12 protein-coding genes are annotated in these 17,230 nt (G+C 65.2%); 8 read left to right on the top strand and 4 right to left on the bottom strand.

The annotated features are described in order from the left end of the window. Positions 1 to 168: 168 nt before the first annotated feature. The 5 genes from AB4118_RS11125 to AB4118_RS11105 all read left to right on the top strand — a co-directional run bounded on the left by AB4118_RS11125 (position 169) and on the right by AB4118_RS11105 (position 8,644). Complete coding sequence (locus AB4118_RS11125; protein ID WP_441489772.1) at positions 169 to 954, top strand: class I SAM-dependent methyltransferase; 786 nt, start codon at positions 169 to 171, stop codon at positions 952 to 954. Positions 955 to 1,457: 503 nt separating this feature from the next. Then, positions 1,458 to 2,243, top strand: a complete 786-nt coding sequence (locus AB4118_RS11120) for an IclR family transcriptional regulator (protein WP_441489771.1) — start codon at positions 1,458 to 1,460, stop codon at positions 2,241 to 2,243. Further along, positions 2,240 to 6,088, top strand: a complete 3,849-nt coding sequence (locus AB4118_RS11115; RefSeq protein ID WP_441489770.1) for a hydantoinase B/oxoprolinase family protein — start codon at positions 2,240 to 2,242, stop codon at positions 6,086 to 6,088. The genes AB4118_RS11120 and AB4118_RS11115 overlap by 4 nt, the downstream gene beginning before the upstream one ends. Positions 6,089 to 6,145: 57 nt before the next feature. Then, the gene (locus AB4118_RS11110; RefSeq protein WP_441489769.1) at positions 6,146 to 7,816 is read left to right on the top strand and encodes an OPT/YSL family transporter; all 1,671 of its coding nucleotides are present in this window, start codon (positions 6,146 to 6,148) and stop codon (positions 7,814 to 7,816) included. Between the two features lie 153 nt (positions 7,817 to 7,969). Continuing rightward, positions 7,970 to 8,644: an AroM family protein gene (locus AB4118_RS11105; RefSeq protein WP_441489768.1), complete on the top strand. Its 675-nt coding sequence runs from the start codon at positions 7,970 to 7,972 to the stop codon at positions 8,642 to 8,644. 394 nt (positions 8,645 to 9,038) lie between these two features. Here the strand turns inward: AB4118_RS11105 and AB4118_RS11100 are convergent, their stop codons facing one another. The 4 genes from AB4118_RS11100 to AB4118_RS11085 all read right to left on the bottom strand — a co-directional run bounded on the left by AB4118_RS11100 (position 9,039) and on the right by AB4118_RS11085 (position 13,182). Next, entirely contained in the window at positions 9,039 to 9,347 is a 309-nt protein-coding gene (locus tag AB4118_RS11100) for a hypothetical protein (protein WP_441489767.1), read from the bottom strand. Positions 9,348 to 9,610: 263 nt separating this feature from the next. Next, positions 9,611 to 10,507, bottom strand: coding sequence for an ABC transporter permease (locus tag AB4118_RS11095; RefSeq protein ID WP_441489766.1), 897 nt, complete (start codon positions 10,505 to 10,507; stop codon positions 9,611 to 9,613). Then, positions 10,507 to 11,460 carry an ABC transporter permease gene (locus AB4118_RS11090; protein WP_441489765.1) on the bottom strand — a complete coding sequence of 318 codons (954 nt, stop codon included), beginning with the start codon at positions 11,458 to 11,460 and terminating at the stop codon, positions 10,507 to 10,509. The genes AB4118_RS11095 and AB4118_RS11090 overlap by 1 nt, the downstream gene beginning before the upstream one ends. 33 nt (positions 11,461 to 11,493) lie before the next feature. Further along, positions 11,494 to 13,182, bottom strand: coding sequence for a peptide ABC transporter substrate-binding protein (locus AB4118_RS11085; protein WP_441489764.1), 1,689 nt, complete (start codon positions 13,180 to 13,182; stop codon positions 11,494 to 11,496). A 338-nt stretch (positions 13,183 to 13,520) separates the two neighbouring features. Here AB4118_RS11085 and AB4118_RS11080 point away from each other — a divergent pair, with 338 nt between their 5' ends. The 3 genes from AB4118_RS11080 (at position 13,521) to AB4118_RS11070 (ending at position 17,226) form a co-directional block, all read left to right on the top strand. Then, positions 13,521 to 14,849, top strand: coding sequence for an NAD(P)/FAD-dependent oxidoreductase (locus tag AB4118_RS11080; RefSeq protein ID WP_441489763.1), 1,329 nt, complete (start codon positions 13,521 to 13,523; stop codon positions 14,847 to 14,849). Between the two features lie 185 nt (positions 14,850 to 15,034). Further along, complete coding sequence (locus AB4118_RS11075) at positions 15,035 to 16,357, top strand: NAD(P)/FAD-dependent oxidoreductase (protein ID WP_441489762.1); 1,323 nt, start codon at positions 15,035 to 15,037, stop codon at positions 16,355 to 16,357. A gap of 200 nt (positions 16,358 to 16,557) precedes the next feature. After that, on the top strand, positions 16,558 to 17,226 hold the full coding sequence (locus tag AB4118_RS11070) for a haloacid dehalogenase type II (protein WP_441489761.1): 669 nt from the start codon (positions 16,558 to 16,560) through the stop codon (positions 17,224 to 17,226). Positions 17,227 to 17,230 lie beyond the last annotated feature (4 nt).

Below are 17,230 nucleotides of genomic sequence, written 5' to 3'. Positions count from 1 at the left end.
GCATATCTTTTAGAATACTTCCAATCTACTTGATTAAACGAATTCTAAAGTGAAGAACAGACCGCTCATTCACAAGACTTCTCGGAGCGAACCGAAGGAAAGACTTGTGAGACGCAGCGCAGCGTGGTGAAAGGTGCCGGAAACGGACCAAGACAAGGCGAATGATCGATGTCGACCACGATCGCAAATCGCAACCTGAAGGATGAAATCCGGGACTATTGGTCCATCAGGTCAGAGACATTCGATACGACGCCAGGCCACGAGATCTTTTCCCTGGAAGAACGGCGCGCATGGCTCGCGCTTCTGTCGCGGCACCTTGGCACCGATCAGGGGCGCCGGGCGCTCGACCTGGCCTGCGGCACGGGGGTGATCTCGCTGCTGCTGTCGGAACTCGGCTTTTCGGTGACCGGCCTCGATCTCTCCGAGGCCATGCTGGCGCGTGCCCGCGCCAAGGTCTCGGGCAAGGGACCGATCAAGCTCTTCCTCGGCGATGCCGAGAATACGCTGGAGCCCTCGGATAGTTACGACGCAGTGGTCACCCGGCATCTTGTCTGGACTCTGCCCGACCCGCCGGCCGCCTTCGCCGAATGGCACAGGGTACTCAAGCCGGGCGGGCGCGTCGCGATCATCGACGCGGACACCATCAACACCCCACCGGACAGGCGGTTGATCAAGTGGCTCGCACGACTTGTCAAACGCCTGAGCAGGAATGTGCCGCCTCCCCCACCTTATGCGGACACCCATGCAAGCATCCTGTCGCGCGTCTATTTTTCTGATGGGTGCCGCCCCGATGCCGTCGCCGAGTTGCTGAGGCAGGCAGGGTTCGAGGACGTCGTCGTCGACCGCGACCTTGGCCCGATCCACCGCGCCCAGGGTCGCTTCATGCCGCTCTTCCAGCGTCTCGAGCGCGCAGCGCAAAACCGCTTCCTGATCTCCGCACGCAAGCCGTCCTAAGGTGATTTCCGCCTCCCCCGCACAGACGGACCTGGCAGGCGAAGGCGGCGGCATGCCCTGCGCCGCGTCCTGAGACGCGCCGCATTCGCCCCGACCCGGGCGAGCCAGCATCGTCCGAGCCCGCAACCTCAACATGAATGGCGGCTCGCCGCTCCGCGCCGCAGTCCGGCGAAAGGCTGGAACAGCGCCGCCTTGCGCAGCCTCGTCGTCGAACTCCCTTCCCTGGCATTCCTGGGCCTGTCGGCCTGACCGGGCTCGGCAAGGAAGCTTGACCTGCACCGGATCGAGCGCTGGGCGGGTCGGACTGCCTGCAGCTTCAACGGACGCACACAAGCCAATCAGGCAGCACCGCCGTTGATCCGGCACTTCGGGGCCATAGCGCCTCGTCCGAGCGCATTCCACCCTCAATCCTTAACGCTTGTTGACTCTTCGGTCAGGCGCGATATTGTTCCTGTTATTGCAACTCAAGTTCCATTTTATGGAACTTTTCTGGACTCACCCGGATGTCCATTCTGTCGGCGGCCGTCGATGTGCTCCGTTGCTTCTCCAGCACGCGTCACGATGTGACGGTGACGGATCTCGTTTCCTTGCTTGGAATGCCGAAGAGCAATGCGTCGCGACTGCTGCGGGCGATGCGCGACGAGGGGCTGCTGGAAACGGTCGGCGACAGCAAGCGCTACCGCCCCTCCCTGCTGCTCAATCAGGTCGGCCATATCTACCGCTTCGCCGCCTCGCTGATCGACCGGGCCGATTCCGTGATCGGGCGCATCTCGGACGAAGTCGGACATACCGGCTATATCAGCGTGCGGCGCGGCACCGACATCGTCGGCGTCACGGCCCATCCCGGACGCCACGCCCTGCGCGTCGTCACGTCGATTGGCGACCGAATTGCCGCCTTCGCGTCCAGCACCGGCCGCGCCCTGCTCGCCCGCCTTTCCGACGACGAGGTCCGCCGCCTCTATGCCGGCGGTTTCGAACCGCCGTCCGATACAGCCCCACAGGATCTCGACGAACTCCTAGCGCGGCTCGCCGTCACACGACGCGAGGGCTACGCCGAATCCCATGACGAGGCAGTCAGGGGCGTGCGCGCCATCTCGGTTTCGGTCGGCGATCCGAGCACCGGCGATGAAGTCGCGCTCTGCATTTCCTTCCCGGCAGCGACCGTCACGCCGGAGGAGCGCCTCGCCATTATCCGTTCTCTGGGAGAAGGCGCCGCCGAGATCGCGGCGCTGACCCGGGACCCACTCTTCATTCCCCTACATCCCTCAATCGCGGAGACAGCTCCATGAGCAATCGTTGGCGCATCGGCTTCGATATCGGCGGCACCTTCACCGATTTCATCCTCTATGACGGCCAGGAGCGCTCGGTCCTGCTGCACAAGCGCCTGACCACGCCGCATGATCCGTCCGAGGCTGCCCTGATCGGCCTTGGCGAACTGACCGAGATGGCCGGCATCACGCTGGCCGATATCGGCGGCATCGTGCATGGCACGACGCTGGTGACCAACGCGGTGATCGAGCGCAAGGGCTCCAAGCTCGGCCTGATCACCACGCGCGGCTTTCGTGACATCCTCGAAATGGGCACCGAGCAGCGCTATGACATCTACGATCTGTTCCTGACCTTCCCGGAGCCGCTGGTCTCGCGCGAGCTTCGTCTCGAAGTCGCCGAGCGTATCGACCGCGACGGCAAGATCGTGACGGCGCTCGATGCAACCGCGGTACGTGCAACCGCCCGCGAGCTGGCCGCTGCCGGCTGCGAAGCGATCGCGATCTGCTTCCTGAACAGCTACCGCAACTCCGCCCATGAGCAGGAAGCCGGCCGGATCGTCCGGGACGCCTGCCCCGAACTCACGGTCTCCCTGTCGAGCGAAGTCGTCGCCGAGATCTGGGAGTATCAGCGCTTCGTCACCACCGCGGCGAACGCCTATGTCCAGCCGCTGATGCGGCGCTATCTGGAACGGCTGGAGCGCGAACTCGCAGCCCGCTCGTTCACCGGCTCGCTGCGGTTGATGCATTCGGCTGGCGGCCTGGTCTCCCCCGAGACCGCTCGCACCTTCCCGATCCGCCTGCTCGAAAGCGGCCCTGCCGGCGGCGGCCTTGCGACAGCCTTGTTCGGCGAGCTCGCCGGCCACAAGGACGTCATCTCCTTCGACATGGGCGGCACCACCGCCAAGGCCTGCATGATCGAGGACGGCCGCGCTGAGATCGCGCCGATGCTCGAAGCCGGTCGCGTCAACCGCTTCGCCAAGGGCTCCGGCCTGCCGATCAAGGCTCCCGTCATCGACATGATCGAGATCGGCGCCGGCGGCGGCTCGATCGCCGCCATCGACGAGGTCGGCCTGCTCAAGGTCGGCCCGCACTCGGCAGGCTCCGACCCCGGCCCGGCCTGCTACGGCATGGGCGGCACCAAGCCGACCGTCACCGACGCCAATCTGGTGCTCGGCTACTATGACCCGGGCTTCTTCCTCGGCGGACGCATGGCGCTCGATCTCGCGGCCGCGCGCAAGGCTGTTGCCTCGGTCGCGGAGCCGCTCGGCCTCTCCGTGGAAGAAGCAGCCTGGGGCATCCACAAGGTCGTCGTCGAAAGCATGGGCGCCGCGGCGCGTGTCCATCTTGTCGAGAAGGGCAAGGATCCGCGTCACTACGCCATGGTCGGCTTCGGTGGGGCGGGCCCGGCGCACGCCGTCGATGTCGCCCGCGTGCTCGGCGTCCGGCAGGTCATCATTCCGCCGGCCTCCGGCGCAGCTTCGGCGCTCGGCTTTCTCGCCGCGCCGCTCTCCTTCGACATGGTGCAGTCGCTGCCGGTCGAGTTCTCGGAGGGCTTTGACGCCCAGGCCGTCAACACCGTGCTCAGCGAGCTGGAGGCCCAGGGCCGCAAGCACCTGCTCGAGGCCGGCGTGAAGCCAGCCGACATCACGGTCGAGCGTTCGGCCGATATGCGCCTCGTCGGCCAGATGCACGATATCGCGGTGACGCTGCCGGCCGGCACGATCGATACATCGAGCCTGAACGCCATCCGCGCGGCCTTCGCCACCACCTATTCGGCGCGCTACACCTCGGTCTACGAGGGCGCTCGTCTGGAGGCGATCAACTTCCGCGTCCGCTGCGCCGGTCCGGTGCCGAGCCTCTCTCTCTCCGGCGCGGCCGGCGGCGGCGATGCCGGCACCAAGGTGAAGGGCACTCGCCAGGCCTGGTTCGAGAGCGGCTGGAGCGAGGCGACCGTCTATGATCGCTACGCGCTGCGGCCGGGCGACACCATCAAGGGTCCCGCGATCATCGAGGAGCGCGAAGCGACGACCATCGTTCCTCCCGGGGATACGGTTGCGATCGACCACGTGCTCAACCTGCTGGTCAGCGTCGGGCGGGCCAGCGCCGCCGAGACCACGATCAGCGCCGACATGCCGCTGGCTGAGGCCGCGCGCCGGATCGAGGCCGACCCGATCTCGCTGGAGATCATGTGGAGCCGCCTCGTCAACGTCGTCGAGGAGATGTGGCTGACCGTCTGCCGCACCGCCTTCTCGCTGGTGATCTCCGAAGCGCAGGATTTTGCCTGCGAGCTGCTCGACCCCGAGGGCGAGACGCTGGCTCATTCGCCACGCGCCATGCCGGTGTTCAACCTGACCCTGCCGCGCGCGGTCAAGGCGCTGCTCGAGCGCTATCCGGCCGACACCCTGAAGCCCGGCGACGTTCTGATCACCAATGATCCCTGGCTCTGCGCCGGCCATCTCTTCGACATCGCCGTGGTCACGCCGGTGTTCCTGGGCGACCGCGTCGTCGGACTGATGGGCACTGTCGGCCATGTCTCCGATATCGGCGGCACCAAGGACAGCCTCAGGGCCCGCGAGATCTACGAGGAAGGTTTCCAGATCCCGCCGATGAAGCTCTACGAAGCTGGCCGGATCAACGAGACGCTGGTCCGCCTGCTGGGCGAGAACGTCCGCAATTCCGAGCAGGTTCTCGGCGATCTGCACTCGTTCGTCGCGGCCAATGCGATCGGCGCCGAGCGCCTGCAGTCCTTCCTGAGCGATTACGGCATGCAGGATCTGCGCGCCCTCGCCTCGGTGGTGCAGGACCGTTCCGAGAAGGCCATGCGCGAGGCCATCGCCGCGCTGCCGGACGGGACCTATCACGGCACCGTCTCGAACAACCCGCTCGGCACGCCGATGACCTATCCGCTGGCGCTGACGGTCAAGGGCGACACGATCCATCTCGACTTTGACGGCGCCCCGCCGCAGCTGCCGCAGGGCGGGCTCAACTGCACCCTGAACTACACGATGGCGCATGCGACTTACCCGCTGAAATGCATGCTGACGCCGAATGTCCGCGGCAATGCCGGCTGCTATCGCGCCTTCTCGATCGACGCGCCGATGGGCTCGATCCTGAACTGCGACAAGCCGCTCGCGGTCAACCTGCGGACGCGCACCGGCTGGTACATCGCGCCGAACATCTTCCGCGCCCTGTCACAGGCCGCTCCGAACCAGGTCCAGGCCTTCACCGGACTACCGGTGGCGGCGAGCGTCTATGGCCGGGACCAGGCGGGTGATACCTATTCCGACATGCTTTTCGTCGGCGGCGGCCAGGGCGGCTCGGCCCATGGCGACGGCAAGTCCGGCCTTCTCTATCCGACCTCGGCCGCCAACACCTCGATCGAGACCTTCGAGGCGCGCGTGCCGGTGCTGGTCGTGGAGAAGACCTATCTCACCGACTCCGGCGGTGCCGGCGAGCATCGCGGCGGCCTCGGCCAGCGCGTCCGCCTGCGCAAGCTCTCCGATGACGGTCTCCCGACGCTGGTCTCGCTCTATCCGGAAGGCGTCAACAACCCGATCCCGGGCCTGTTCGGCGGCAAGGCCGGCGGCGGAGCATCAGGGCGGGTCATCGATGAGCAGGGCCATGTCCTGAAGGATGTCGGGACGGGCGACCTCGTCCAGGTCAAGCATCCCCATGAGATCGTGGAACTCGTGCTCGCCGGCGGCGCCGGCTACGGCGCGCCGGCGGAGCGCTCCCGCGACGCCATCGCCCGCGACATCGCACTCGGCCTCGTCTCACCGGAGGCCGCCAAGCGCGACTACGGGGTCCAGACCGGCCATGCGACGCACGACGTCGGCGAGGCCAAGGCCGGCATCCTTGTTGCCTGACGACTGACATCAACAAGCACATCTGCCCCTCCAGGGGCCAATAGCGGGGACTGAGGCATGAAGGACGAACCGAAAGGAGTGCCTCAGCGGCACCCGAGCCTGTTCGAGCCCGGGACGCTGGTGCTGATCGCCATTCTTTGCGTCTTTGGCGCGATCATTGGCATGCAGCTTCTGGTCTCCCTGGGCATCACCGCGAACACATCGCTGATCGGGGCGCTCGCCGCCATGGCGCTTGCGCGCGTGCCGATAGCGATGTTCACGCGCTACCGCTCGATCCATGTTCAGAATCTGGCTCAGAGCGCGATCTCGTCCGCGACGTTCGGGGCTGCCAACAGCCTGCTGCTGCCGATCGGCATTCCCTTCCTGCTTGGTCGCTCCGATCTGGTGCTGCCGATGCTGGCAGGCGCCTTCGCCGCGATGCTGCTCGACGCCTACCTGCTCTACCGGATGTTCGATTCCCGGGTGTTTCCAGCGACCGGGGCCTGGCCCCCGGGCGTTGCCGCCGCCGAAGCGATCAAGGCCGGCGACGAGGGCGGACGCAAGGCGGTGCTGATGGGGGTCGGCTTCGTCACCGGCATCCTGGCCTCCTTCGTCAAGGTGCCGCTCGCGGCCATCGGCTTTGTCGGCTCGACGGCGGTCTCCGGCATTCCGATGTCCGCCTTCGGCGTCGCCTTCATCGGCAATATCTGGGCGCTCTCGATGTTCGGCGTCGGCCTGCTGCTGCGCGGCTATTCCAGCCAGCTCTTCGGCGGCCCGCTCTTCGCCGAGATCATCCCGAAGGGCGATCTGATGGCGGCCTATATCCCGCACGGCTTCATGATCGGCGCAGGGCTGATTGCCCTGTTTCAGGTCGCGCAGCTCCTGTTCAGGCGCAGCGAAGCCCAGAAGCTGGCCGAGGCGGCCTCCGGCGTTTCCGATGCGGAAGTCAGGCGCGCGCTCGGTCTCGGCACCATTGCCTATCTCGTGATCGCGGTCTTCATCGCGCTGGTCGGCGGCCTGATGAGCGATATGTCGATCGGGATGTTGATCCTGTTCGTGCTCTATGCCGCCTTTGCGGCCTATGTGCATGAGCTCATCGTCGGCCTCGCCGCGATGCACTCTGGCTGGTTCCCGGCCTTTGCCGTCGCACTGATCACGCTGATCATCGGCATGCTGATCGGCTTCCCGATGCCGGCGCTTGCCTTGCTCGTTGGCTTCTCCGCCGCGACGGGGCCTGCCTTCGCCGACATGGGCTATGATCTGAAGGCCGGGTACATCCTGCGCGGCAACGGCGCCGATCCCGCCTTCGAGCGAGACGGCCGTCGGCAGCAGCTCTTTGCTGCGATGTTCGCCTTCGTCATCGCCGGTGCGGTGGTGCTGGTCTCCTACCAGTCCTATTTCGACCAGAACCTCGTCGCCCCCGTGAACAAGGTCTATGCCGCGACGATCAAGGCCGGCGTGGCGCCAGGCGTCGCCTGGCAGCTCTTCCTCTGGGCGATCCCGGGAGCGATCCTGCAGTTCATCGGCGGCCCGAAGCGCCAGATCGGTGTGCTCTTCGCCACCGGCCTGCTGATCAGCTTCCCGATGGCGGGCTGGGCCGTTCTGGCGGGCATCGTCTGCCGGCTGGTCTGGGAGAAGCTGCGCGGCAGCACGGGCGAAGGGGACATGGAGGTCTTCGCCGCCGGCATCATCGCCGGAGACGCGATCTTCAGCTTCTTCGACTCGGTGATCAAGAACTTCAGGCGCTAAAGCAACGGCCTGAAAACTGCTTTGCGGTTCTCGGGAAGGCCGATGCGAACACAGAGAGCTGGATCATCGGACCGGAAACGAGATCCGATCGATGACCTCAGCGCCCGTGCCGGAAACGGCACGGGCGTCCCATTCGACAGAGGACGGCCTCGCATGCGCAAACTCGGAACCCTGACCATCGGCCAGGCGCCGCGCTCCGACATCACGCCCATTCTCGACGCGGTGATCAGCTCCGACCTGCCGCGCTGCCATGCCGGCGTGCTGGACGGGCTGAGCAAGGCCGAGATCGAGCGCGACTTCGGCCCTCGCGCCGGAGCTGCCGTGCTGATCACCAAGCTGCTGGACGGCAGCTCAGTCGTCATCGACAGGAGCCGCACCGAAGCTGCGGCGCAGGCCAAGATCGCCATGCTGGAAGCCGAGGGCTGCAGCACGATCCTGATGCTCTGCACCGGCCATTTCGAGACCCTGGCGGCGGACAGGGCGCAACTGATCGAACCTGACCGCATCCTGCCGCCAACGGTCGCCGCCCTCACCCAGGGCGCGCAACTCGGCATCATCGTGCCGCTCGCCGAACAGATCGCAAGCGAGGCCGGGAAATGGGCCGGGCTTGATCGCGGACCGCTCTATGCGGCGGCCTCGCCCTATGGCGGGCCTGGTTCCAACCTGGCCGAGGCCGCCCGCGACCTCGCCAGGCGCGGTGCCAAGGTTCTGCTGATGGACTGCATGGGTTTCGTCGAGGCTCATCGCCGCGAGGCCGCGGAAGCCGCGATGCTGCCTGTGATCCTCTCCAACAGCCTGATCGGCAAGCTCGTTTCCGAGATCGTCTGAGCACTCCTGTCATGCTGGGCCCCAATTTTGGGCAGATCGCCATGCAATGGAGTTCCGGGAGGACGCAGAGACTGGCCTGACATCGGCCACACCCGCCCTTGCGCCGGTGCTTCTGAACGGCAAACGGAAGACGGCGTCTGGAGCCCCCTTCCGCCGCTCTTCCGGCCGGCCGTGGCTCGTTCGACTATTTCAGATTGCCGAGCTGGCTCTTCTGCGTGACGCCGGCTCAGATCTGATGCTCTTCGATCGCCCGCTCGTGGCCGTCAGAGCCCCGCACCCGCATTGCCGTTGTCCGTTTTCGCCCGCCGGAAGCGCCGGATGATCTGGTAGCTTCCGATGCCGGACCTGTCGCGGAAGCCGAAACTCAGGTTGATCACATCGCCTTTCCCTATAGTCACTGATCATGGAGCAACTCCTCGCTCTCGCAGCGCTCGTCGAGGAGGCTGCCCACGAAGGTAGCCCCGTCGCTGCAATGATCGGTGATCGCAAGGTTCACGACATGCCCGTCCTCGCAGAGCAGCCTGATCTCATAGGAGAGCAGCGAGGGTGCGACCTGACGTAGATCGAGGTCGAAATGCCCGCGGCATCTGCCGTTTGCGTTCCGGGATGTTTCGAAACTGTAAGATACAGGCTGGCGCGTACCGTCGCGCCAGATGATCTGGCCCTTGCCCTGAAGCCAGGTGACCTGGCGTTCGCTTTGCACGACGAGCTTCCAGCCTTGACCGGCGCCAACCCGGCACCGCGGCCCGCTCTCGGTTCAGGTTGAACGGAAGCGGCGATGGAGTGAGCGCTCTTCCAGGGCACCAGGCAAGCAAAATCCGCGCGTCATCTCAGCACAGAGGCACGCCCAGGAACGCCTCTCGGAAAGGGTACAACCTAACAGAGAGGCACGTGCCGCCGTCCCACACTCTGTGCAGCCCGCAGCAATGCCCCTCCCACCCCTTTCGAGAAGGGCAGCACGCGACGTCACGGCAAGTCCATTCTGGGATCGAGCGCGTCGCGCAGGCCGTCACCGACGAAGTTGAAGCTCGTAACGGCGAGCGTGATCGCCGCCCCGGGCAGGATCGCAAGCCAGGGCGCGCTGGTGAGATAGCTTTGGGCGTTCTCCAGCATATTGCCCCAGCTTGGAGTCGGCGGTTGGATGCCGTAGCCGAGGAAGCTGATATAGCTCTCGGCCAGGATCGCATGGGCGACGTTCAACGTCGCGGCAACGACGATCGGTGCGATCGCGTTCGGCAACAGTTGACGAAACATGATGCGTCCATTGCTGGCGCCCATCGCGACCGCTGCAACCACATAATCGCGCGTACGGAGCGATTTTATCTGAGCCTCGACGACCCGCGCCACCTCCATCCAGGAGGTCATTGCGATCAGCATGACGATCGAGGGCACCGACGGCGAGATCAGGGCCGAAACAGCAAGCAGCAGGAAGATCGATGGGAAGCACAGCATCGCGTCGACGAAACGCATCAGGGCAGCACCGACCGCACCTTCGTAGAATCCGGCGATCATGCCAATGCAGATGCCGATCGCCATGCTGATCAGCATGGCGGAAAAGCCCACTGCGAGTGAAATCCGCCCGGCCATCAGCAGGCGCGCCAGAATATCGCGCCCGAGAGGATCGGTGCCGAGTACATGCGGGCCCGAGAAGGGTGGCGCGAAGCGCTGCCGGATGTCGATGAACGTGTCGCTATAGGGCAGCAGCATCGGCCCGAAGATGCAGGCGAGCGTCATCGCCACGATTGCCACCGCTCCGAAAACCGCCAGCCGGTGCCGGCGGAAACGGCGAAAGCCGGGGCTGTTCCAGACGAATGGCGAAGCTGCGATCCGGACTTCGGTGACGCCGGTGAGATCAGTGCTCATCAGCCATTCCTCGCAATCCGCGGATCGGCGAGACCATAGAGCAGGTCTGCGATCAGACTGCCGAGCAACACCAGGACGGCGGTGAACATCAGGATGCCCATCACGGTCGGATAGTCGCGATAGCTGATCGAGTCGAGGAAGAGCCTCCCCATGCCCGGCCAGGTGAAGACGGTCTCGGTCACGAGTGCGCCCGAAAGCAATGTCGGCACATGCAGGCCGGTGATGGTGATCATTGGCAGCAGCGCATTGCGAAGGGCGTGCCGCAGCAGGACCTGGCGCTCCGGCACGCCCTTGGCCCGGGCAGTGCGGATATAGTCCTGATTGACGACCTCAAGCATCGAGGAGCGCATGTAGCGGCTCCAGACCGCCGTCGAGACCAGCGCGAGCACGATGCAGGGCCCGATCAGATGATGGATCCGGTTGAGCACCGAACCATCGCCGATGGTGTAGCGGTTGCCGGCAGGTAGCCAGCCGAGCCCGACCGAGAAGACATAGATGATGACAAGGCCGAACCAAAAGGTCGGGATCGAGAGCGCGATCATGGCGCCGATCGTCGCGAGTGAATCGAACAACGAGTAGCGTCGGATCGCGCCAAGCATACCGACCCAGGCGCCGAGCAGCATGGCGAGCAGCGTCGAGCTCAGCATCAGTTCCATCGTCGGCCCGATATGGGAGGCGATGATCTGCAGCACCGGCTGATGGTCGCGATAGGACAGCCCCCAGTCGCCGCGCAGCATGCGCCAGAGCCATTCCGCATATTGCAGCGGCAGCGGGCGGTTGAGGCCGAGCTGTTCAGCGATGCGGTCGAGATCGGCCTGGGTCATGTCGCCGCCGGCGGCGAACTGCGAGAGCGGCCCGCCCGGAGCCAGGTGCAGGATCGCAAAGCCGATCATCGAGACGATGAGCAGCAGCACGAGCGCCTGCAGCAGCCGTCGCACGAGAAAGGTGCTCATGGCGCCGTGTTCCGGGAGGGTCCGTTCATGGTCTCAGCGCGCCCAGTACCAGCTGCCCATGTTCCAGGTATTCTGGCGGGCATTGATATTGGGCTCGTAGCCGATGAGCCCTTCCTTGTAGCCCTCGACCGGAACATATTGGTAGATCGGCAGGATCGGCAGTTCCTCGCGGACGATTTCCTGCAATTTCCAGTAGACGGCCTTGCGCTTGGCCTGATCGAAGGTTTCCTGGCCCTCCTTCAGCAGCTTGTCGACTTCGGCATTCTGCCACTGCATCTGGTTGGCGCCGCTGCCGTTCTTGGCGGGTATAGCATCAGAGGCGAAGCGCGAGGCCGGATCGGGATCGATCACGGTGCGGAAGGCAGTGCCGACCAGCAGCGACTGGAACTTCGAGCGCGTATAGAACTCGCCCCAGATCACCGCGGCCGGCATGTTGTTGATCTTCATGGAAACGCCGACCTGCTGCCAGTCCTGCATCATCAGTTGCTGGCACTGCTCGCGTAGCGAGGCGCCGGTCGTCGTTGAGACCGCGAACTCAAGTGGCACGCCGTTCTTCATGCGAACGCCGCTGCCGCTGCGTTTCCAGCCAGCGTCGTCGAGCAACTTGTTAGCCTTGGCGAGGTCGTAGCTCTGCTGCGGCAGGTTGGGATTGTAGGCCCAGGATTCCTGAGGCGCGAAGGACTCCGTCGGCTTGTGCAGGCCATAGAAGATGACGTCGATGATCGCCTGCTTGTTGATCGAGGCGTAGAGCGCCTGGCGCACCGCCTTCTCGGACAAGGCCGGATGCTCGAGATTGGGCATCAGGATTTCGAGCGAGGCGTTCGGGATCTTCACGATCTTACGGCCCGGCAGCTTCACGGCCTCGGCATAGAAATTCGCCGGGATGCCAGTGCCGATAATGAGGTCGACCTGTCCCGTGCGGAACTGTGCATAGAGAGCCGTCTGGTCCGGCACATATTTGAGGACAGCCTTCTCCAGATAGGGGCCCTTGCCGTGATAACGCTCATTGGCGACGAGCGTGATGTTGTCGCCCGGCGTGCGCTGCCCCCATTTGAAGGGCCCGGTACCGACCGGCGCGCCGTTGAAGGGTGCGGTATTCGGGTCGCTGGCTTTCTCAAGCAGATGCTTGGGCACGATGAAGGTGTTGGAGAGCAGCGCGAGATAGGGCGCGTAGGCCTTCTCCATGCGCCAGGAGATCTCATGCGGTCCCTTGACCACGATGTCCTTGACCAGCGCATGGCCGACCCGGGTGCGGCTCTTGAAGCCCGGCGCATTGATCAGCTCCAGCGTGTATTTCACGTCCTCGGCCGTGAAGGGCGTCCCGTCATGCCAGGTGATGCCCTCGCGCAGTTTGACTTTCCAGGCCAGGCCACCTTCCGAGATGCCCCCATTGGCCTCGCTCGGCACCTCGGTTGCGAGATCGGGCATCAGGTTGCCCTGAGGGTCGGCGAGCCACATCGTATTGAAGACCTGCATCCAGACGGTCTCGTCGACCTCGATGCCAGGCATGAGCGGGTTGAATGCTGTCGGCTCCTGCGACAGGCCAACGACGACCTGGCCGGTCGGTTTAGCGGGCGGTGGCGGAGCAGGCTTGGTCTGGGCGCTGGCTCCAACCCCCGAGGCGGCCAGCAGGCCGCCCGCTCCGAGCGCGAGAAACTGGCGGCGATGCAATGCCGGCATCGGGAAAGCCGAACGGGTCGTTCCGTCGGAGTGCTTTATCATCCGGTAACCCCTCTTTTGCTTGTTTTGCGGAAGTCCCGGGCGCCCCGGGCAATTCAGGCGGAAACGATCGCGCATCCACGCCGCCCGCTTCATCCGTCGGGTCGTTCGCGGGCGCGGCCGGTCCTTCAACCGCGTGCCTAGGTTAGGCCTGCACCCACCCGCCTCGTATGCCGATCACGGCGCCCGGCCGGGCATAATCTGCCGATTCAACCACCGCCTTTGGCATAGGGTTCTGCACCGGATCGGGTCTTATCGAGCCGATCAAATCGGATCGGCCGTGCGGATGGATTGGTCGTTGCCCGCGCGGAGCGGTCCCGCAGCGCAAGGAAAGCCAGCCTATGTCTCCTCCGGTCACCCGCGTCCGTAGCGACGAGTTTCTGCCGAAATCTGCCGATGTGGTGGTCATTGGCGGTGGCATCGCCGGCACGAGCGCGGCCTATGAGCTGGCAAAGAAGGGGCATTCGGTCGCACTGGTTGAGAAGGGGCACCTCGCCGGCGAACAGTCGAGCCGGAACTGGGGCTGGTGCCGCCAGCAGAATCGCGACCTGCGCGAATTGCCGCTGGCCCAGCGTGCCGTCGAGATGTGGAACGGGTTGAACGAAGAGCTCGGAGCCGAGACGGGCTTCCGCCGCACCGGGCTGCTCTATGTGACGACCAAACAATCCGATCTCGATCTATGGTCGAACTGGGCCGACCGCGCCCGCGAGTATCAGATGCATAGCCGGATGCTGACGGCTGCCGAGGCCAAGGCCATGTCTCCGGGCAGCACGGAGAACTGGATCGGCGGAGTGCATTCGCCGACCGACGGGCGGGCCGAGCCCGCGCTGGCGACCCCGGCCATCGCCGAAGGGGCGCGCAAGCGGGGGGCGACCATTCATCAGAGCTGCGCCGCACGCGGACTCGAGACCGAGGGCGGGAAGGTTTCGGCGGTCGTCACCGAAAAGGGCACGATCCGGACCAGCGCGGTGCTCTGCGCCGGCGGGGCCTGGAGCTCGATGTTCTGCCGCCACCACGGCCTCAAGCTGCCGCAGGCGGGCGTGCGCTCCACCTCCTTTTTCACGGAGGCCGCACCGCAGGTAATCGAGGGCGGGCTGTCCATGCCCGATCTCACCTTCCGCCGCCGGCTCGATGGCGGCTATACCGTCGGCATCAGCGGACGCGGCCTGCTCGAACTCACTCCGCAGGGCATGCTCTACGCCCAACAGTTCTGGCGGACCTTCAAGAAGCGGCGCTGGGGCCTGACCATCCGGGCTGGCCGGTCCTTCTTCGCCGGGCCGGAGGCGATCTCCCGCTGGAGCAACGATGGCATCTCGCCCTTCGAGCGGATCCGCACCTTCGATCCGCCGGCACAGGAGGAGCTGATCAGCTTTGCCCTGACACGGCTTGGGCAACTCTATCCGCAGCTCGCCAATGTGAAGATCGCGCATAAATATGGCGGGCTGGTCGATTTCACCCCGGATTGGATTCCGGTCATCTCCGGCGTCGCGACCCTGCCCGGCTTCTATATCTCGACGGGCTATAGCGGTCACGGCTTCGGCATCGGCCCGGCCGCCGGGCGCCTTGCCGCCGACATCGTCGCCAACGACACCCCCATCGTCGATCCACACCCCTATCGCTACAGCCGCATGATCGACGGGACCGATCTCGGCGAGCCCGGCATGATGTGACGCGCCCTTCAATGTCTTGAAGGCAAGCCACCGCATCGGGGTTGGGTCTTGCCATAGCTGCCCCCGCCAATCGGCATCGAGACCGCGCTGCGGCATTGAGTCCGGCGCCGATGCAAAGATGATCCAATGCCGCCGGCAGCGCGGTCGCTAACGTCGCGACGAAACCCTGCCGGAGCTCCCCGCCTATGTCACCGACGCTTGAACGCATCGCCAGCAATGCGCGCCTGCCGGCCCAGGCCGATATCGTCGTGATCGGCGCCGGAATCGTCGGCAGCGCAGCAGCCTATTTCCTGGCGAAGCGTGGGCACAGCGTCGCACTCGTCGAGAAGGGCGTCGTCGGCGGCGAACAGTCGAGCCGGAACTGGGGCTGGTGCCGGCAGCAGAACCGTGACGCCCGCGAACTGCCCCTCGCCATGCGCGCCATGGAGCTCTGGGACGGGCTCAGCCGCGACATCGGCAGCGATATCGGCTTCAGGCGAAGCGGCCTGATCTATGCCAGCAATGACGCCAGCCAGATCGCGCAATGGGACAAATGGCGCGGAACCGCACAGCAATTGGGCATCGATACGCGCATGCTCTCCGGCAGCGAAGCAGCCGCCATGACGGCAGGCACCGGCCACTCCTGGCTCGGCGGGGTCCATTCGGTCAGCGACGGCAAGGCTGAGCCTGCCCTCGCCGCACCTGTCCTCGCAGAAGGCGCCCGTTCGCAGGGTGCGAGCATCCATCAGGATTGTGCTGCGCGCGGCCTCGACATCACGAATAGCGCGGTCTCCGGCGTGATCACCGAGAAGGGCCTGATCCGAACGCGCTCCGTCATCCTGTCCGGCGGTGCCTGGGCATCAGCCTTCTGCCGGCGCCATGGCATCCGGTTTCCGCAGGCGAGCATCCGCTCGACCATTCTGCGGACGGAAGTCGCGCCCAGATTACTCGATGCGCTCTACACCCCCGACTGCGCCCTGACGCGTCGGCTCGACGGCAGCTACACGATCGCGATCAGCGGCAAGGGCACACTTGAAGTCACGCCGCAGGGACTGCGCTATGCGCGCGAGTTCCTGCCGATGTTCATCAAGCGGCTGAAAGCGGTCGAGTTCGGCTTCGGCACCTCCTTCTTCAAGGGGCCGGAGGCGCTCGGAGGCTGGGCTTTCGACAGGGAGACTCCCTTCGAACGCATCCGCGTGCTCGATCCCGTGCCGAGCCGCAAGTCCGTTGCGCTGACGCTGGCAAGGGCACGGGCGCTCTACCCCGCACTTCAAGACGTCGCCGTCCGGGAGAGCTGGGGCAGCTATATCGATTCAACGCCGGATGCCGTGCCGGTGATCTCGCCCGTCGCGGATCTGCAGGGCTTCGTGCTGGCGGCCGGTTTCAGCGGGCATGGCTTCGGTCTCGGGCCCGCGGCCGGCCATCTGGCGGCCGATCTCGCCGTGGGGGACAAACCGATCGTCGACCCGCGTCCCTTCCGGCATTCGCGCCTGATCGATGGCTCGCGGGGCGAGATCGGCGAGTTCTGAACGTCGCCCGTCAGTGTCGGACAGCCCTTCATTCGGCCTTTCGCAGCCGGCGGCAATTCATGCTGAACCGGGGCAGATGATCGGCAGAATCTTTGCTCGGCGGGACGCAATTCCAAGTCCGCGCCTGCACACCGGCCCTAGTCTTGGATGCAACGCGGCAGATCGTGCTGGCGCGGCAACTTCTGATGGCGAGAGACGCGATGAGCACCCTGCGGCCGAAATTCGTGACCTTCGATTGCTATGGCACGCTGATCAATTTCGAAATGGGCCCGGCGGCGCGGCGCGTCTATGGCGCACGCCTGTCCCCCGAGGTCATGGACGGTTTCTGCGAGAGCTTCAGGGGGTTTCGCCTGGACGAGGTCCTTGGCGCCTGGAAACCCTTCATCGAAGTGGTCCATAACTCGGTGGAGCGCAGTTGCAGGGTCTGGAAGATCACGTTCGACCCGGCCGACGCCCAGGCCATCTACGACGAGATTCCGAGCTGGAACCCGCACCCGGATGTGCCGGCAGGCCTCGCCAAGGTCGCCAGGGAGATCCCCCTCGTCATCCTCTCGAATTCGATGAAGGAACTGATTCCGCACTCCGTCGTCAAACTCGGCGCGCCCTTCCATGCGGCCTATACCGCGGAGGAGGCGCAGGCCTACAAGCCGCGCCTGCAGGCCTTCGAATACATGTTCGACATGCTGGGCTGCGGACCTGAAGACGTCGTGCATTGCTCGTCCAGTCTGCGCTACGACCTGATGAGCGCCTACGACCTGAAGATCGGTCAGCGGGTCTTCGTCAATCGCGGTCACGAGCCCGGCATTCCCGCTTACGGCTACCGCGAAATCAAGGACATCGGCGGCCTGCCAGGCCTGCTCGGGCTCTGACGCC

This window comes from Allobosea sp. 2RAB26 (assembly GCF_052115465.1).
Lineage (GTDB): Bacteria > Pseudomonadota > Alphaproteobacteria > Rhizobiales > Beijerinckiaceae > Allobosea.
This window is presented reverse-complemented; position numbering and strand designations above follow the sequence as displayed.

Excerpts from the sequence above, each read along its gene's own strand:
- AB4118_RS11105 (WP_441489768.1), top strand. The coding sequence starts at position 7,970 with ATGCGCAAACTCGGAACCCTGACCATCGGCCAGGCGCCGCGCTCCGAC.
- AB4118_RS11120 (WP_441489771.1), top strand. The coding sequence starts at position 1,458 with ATGTCCATTCTGTCGGCGGCCGTCGATGTGCTCCGTTGCTTCTCCAGC.
- AB4118_RS11090 (WP_441489765.1), bottom strand. The coding sequence starts at position 11,460 with ATGAGCACCTTTCTCGTGCGACGGCTGCTGCAGGCGCTCGTGCTGCTG.
- AB4118_RS11080 (WP_441489763.1), top strand. The coding sequence starts at position 13,521 with ATGTCTCCTCCGGTCACCCGCGTCCGTAGCGACGAGTTTCTGCCGAAA.
- AB4118_RS11070 (WP_441489761.1), top strand. The coding sequence starts at position 16,558 with ATGAGCACCCTGCGGCCGAAATTCGTGACCTTCGATTGCTATGGCACG.
- AB4118_RS11125 (WP_441489772.1), top strand. The coding sequence starts at position 169 with ATGTCGACCACGATCGCAAATCGCAACCTGAAGGATGAAATCCGGGAC.
- AB4118_RS11095 (WP_441489766.1), bottom strand. The coding sequence starts at position 10,507 with ATGAGCACTGATCTCACCGGCGTCACCGAAGTCCGGATCGCAGCTTCG.
- AB4118_RS11110 (WP_441489769.1), top strand. The coding sequence starts at position 6,146 with ATGAAGGACGAACCGAAAGGAGTGCCTCAGCGGCACCCGAGCCTGTTC.
- AB4118_RS11085 (WP_441489764.1), bottom strand. The coding sequence starts at position 13,182 with ATGATAAAGCACTCCGACGGAACGACCCGTTCGGCTTTCCCGATGCCG.
- AB4118_RS11075 (WP_441489762.1), top strand. The coding sequence starts at position 15,035 with ATGTCACCGACGCTTGAACGCATCGCCAGCAATGCGCGCCTGCCGGCC.
- AB4118_RS11115 (WP_441489770.1), top strand. The coding sequence starts at position 2,240 with ATGAGCAATCGTTGGCGCATCGGCTTCGATATCGGCGGCACCTTCACC.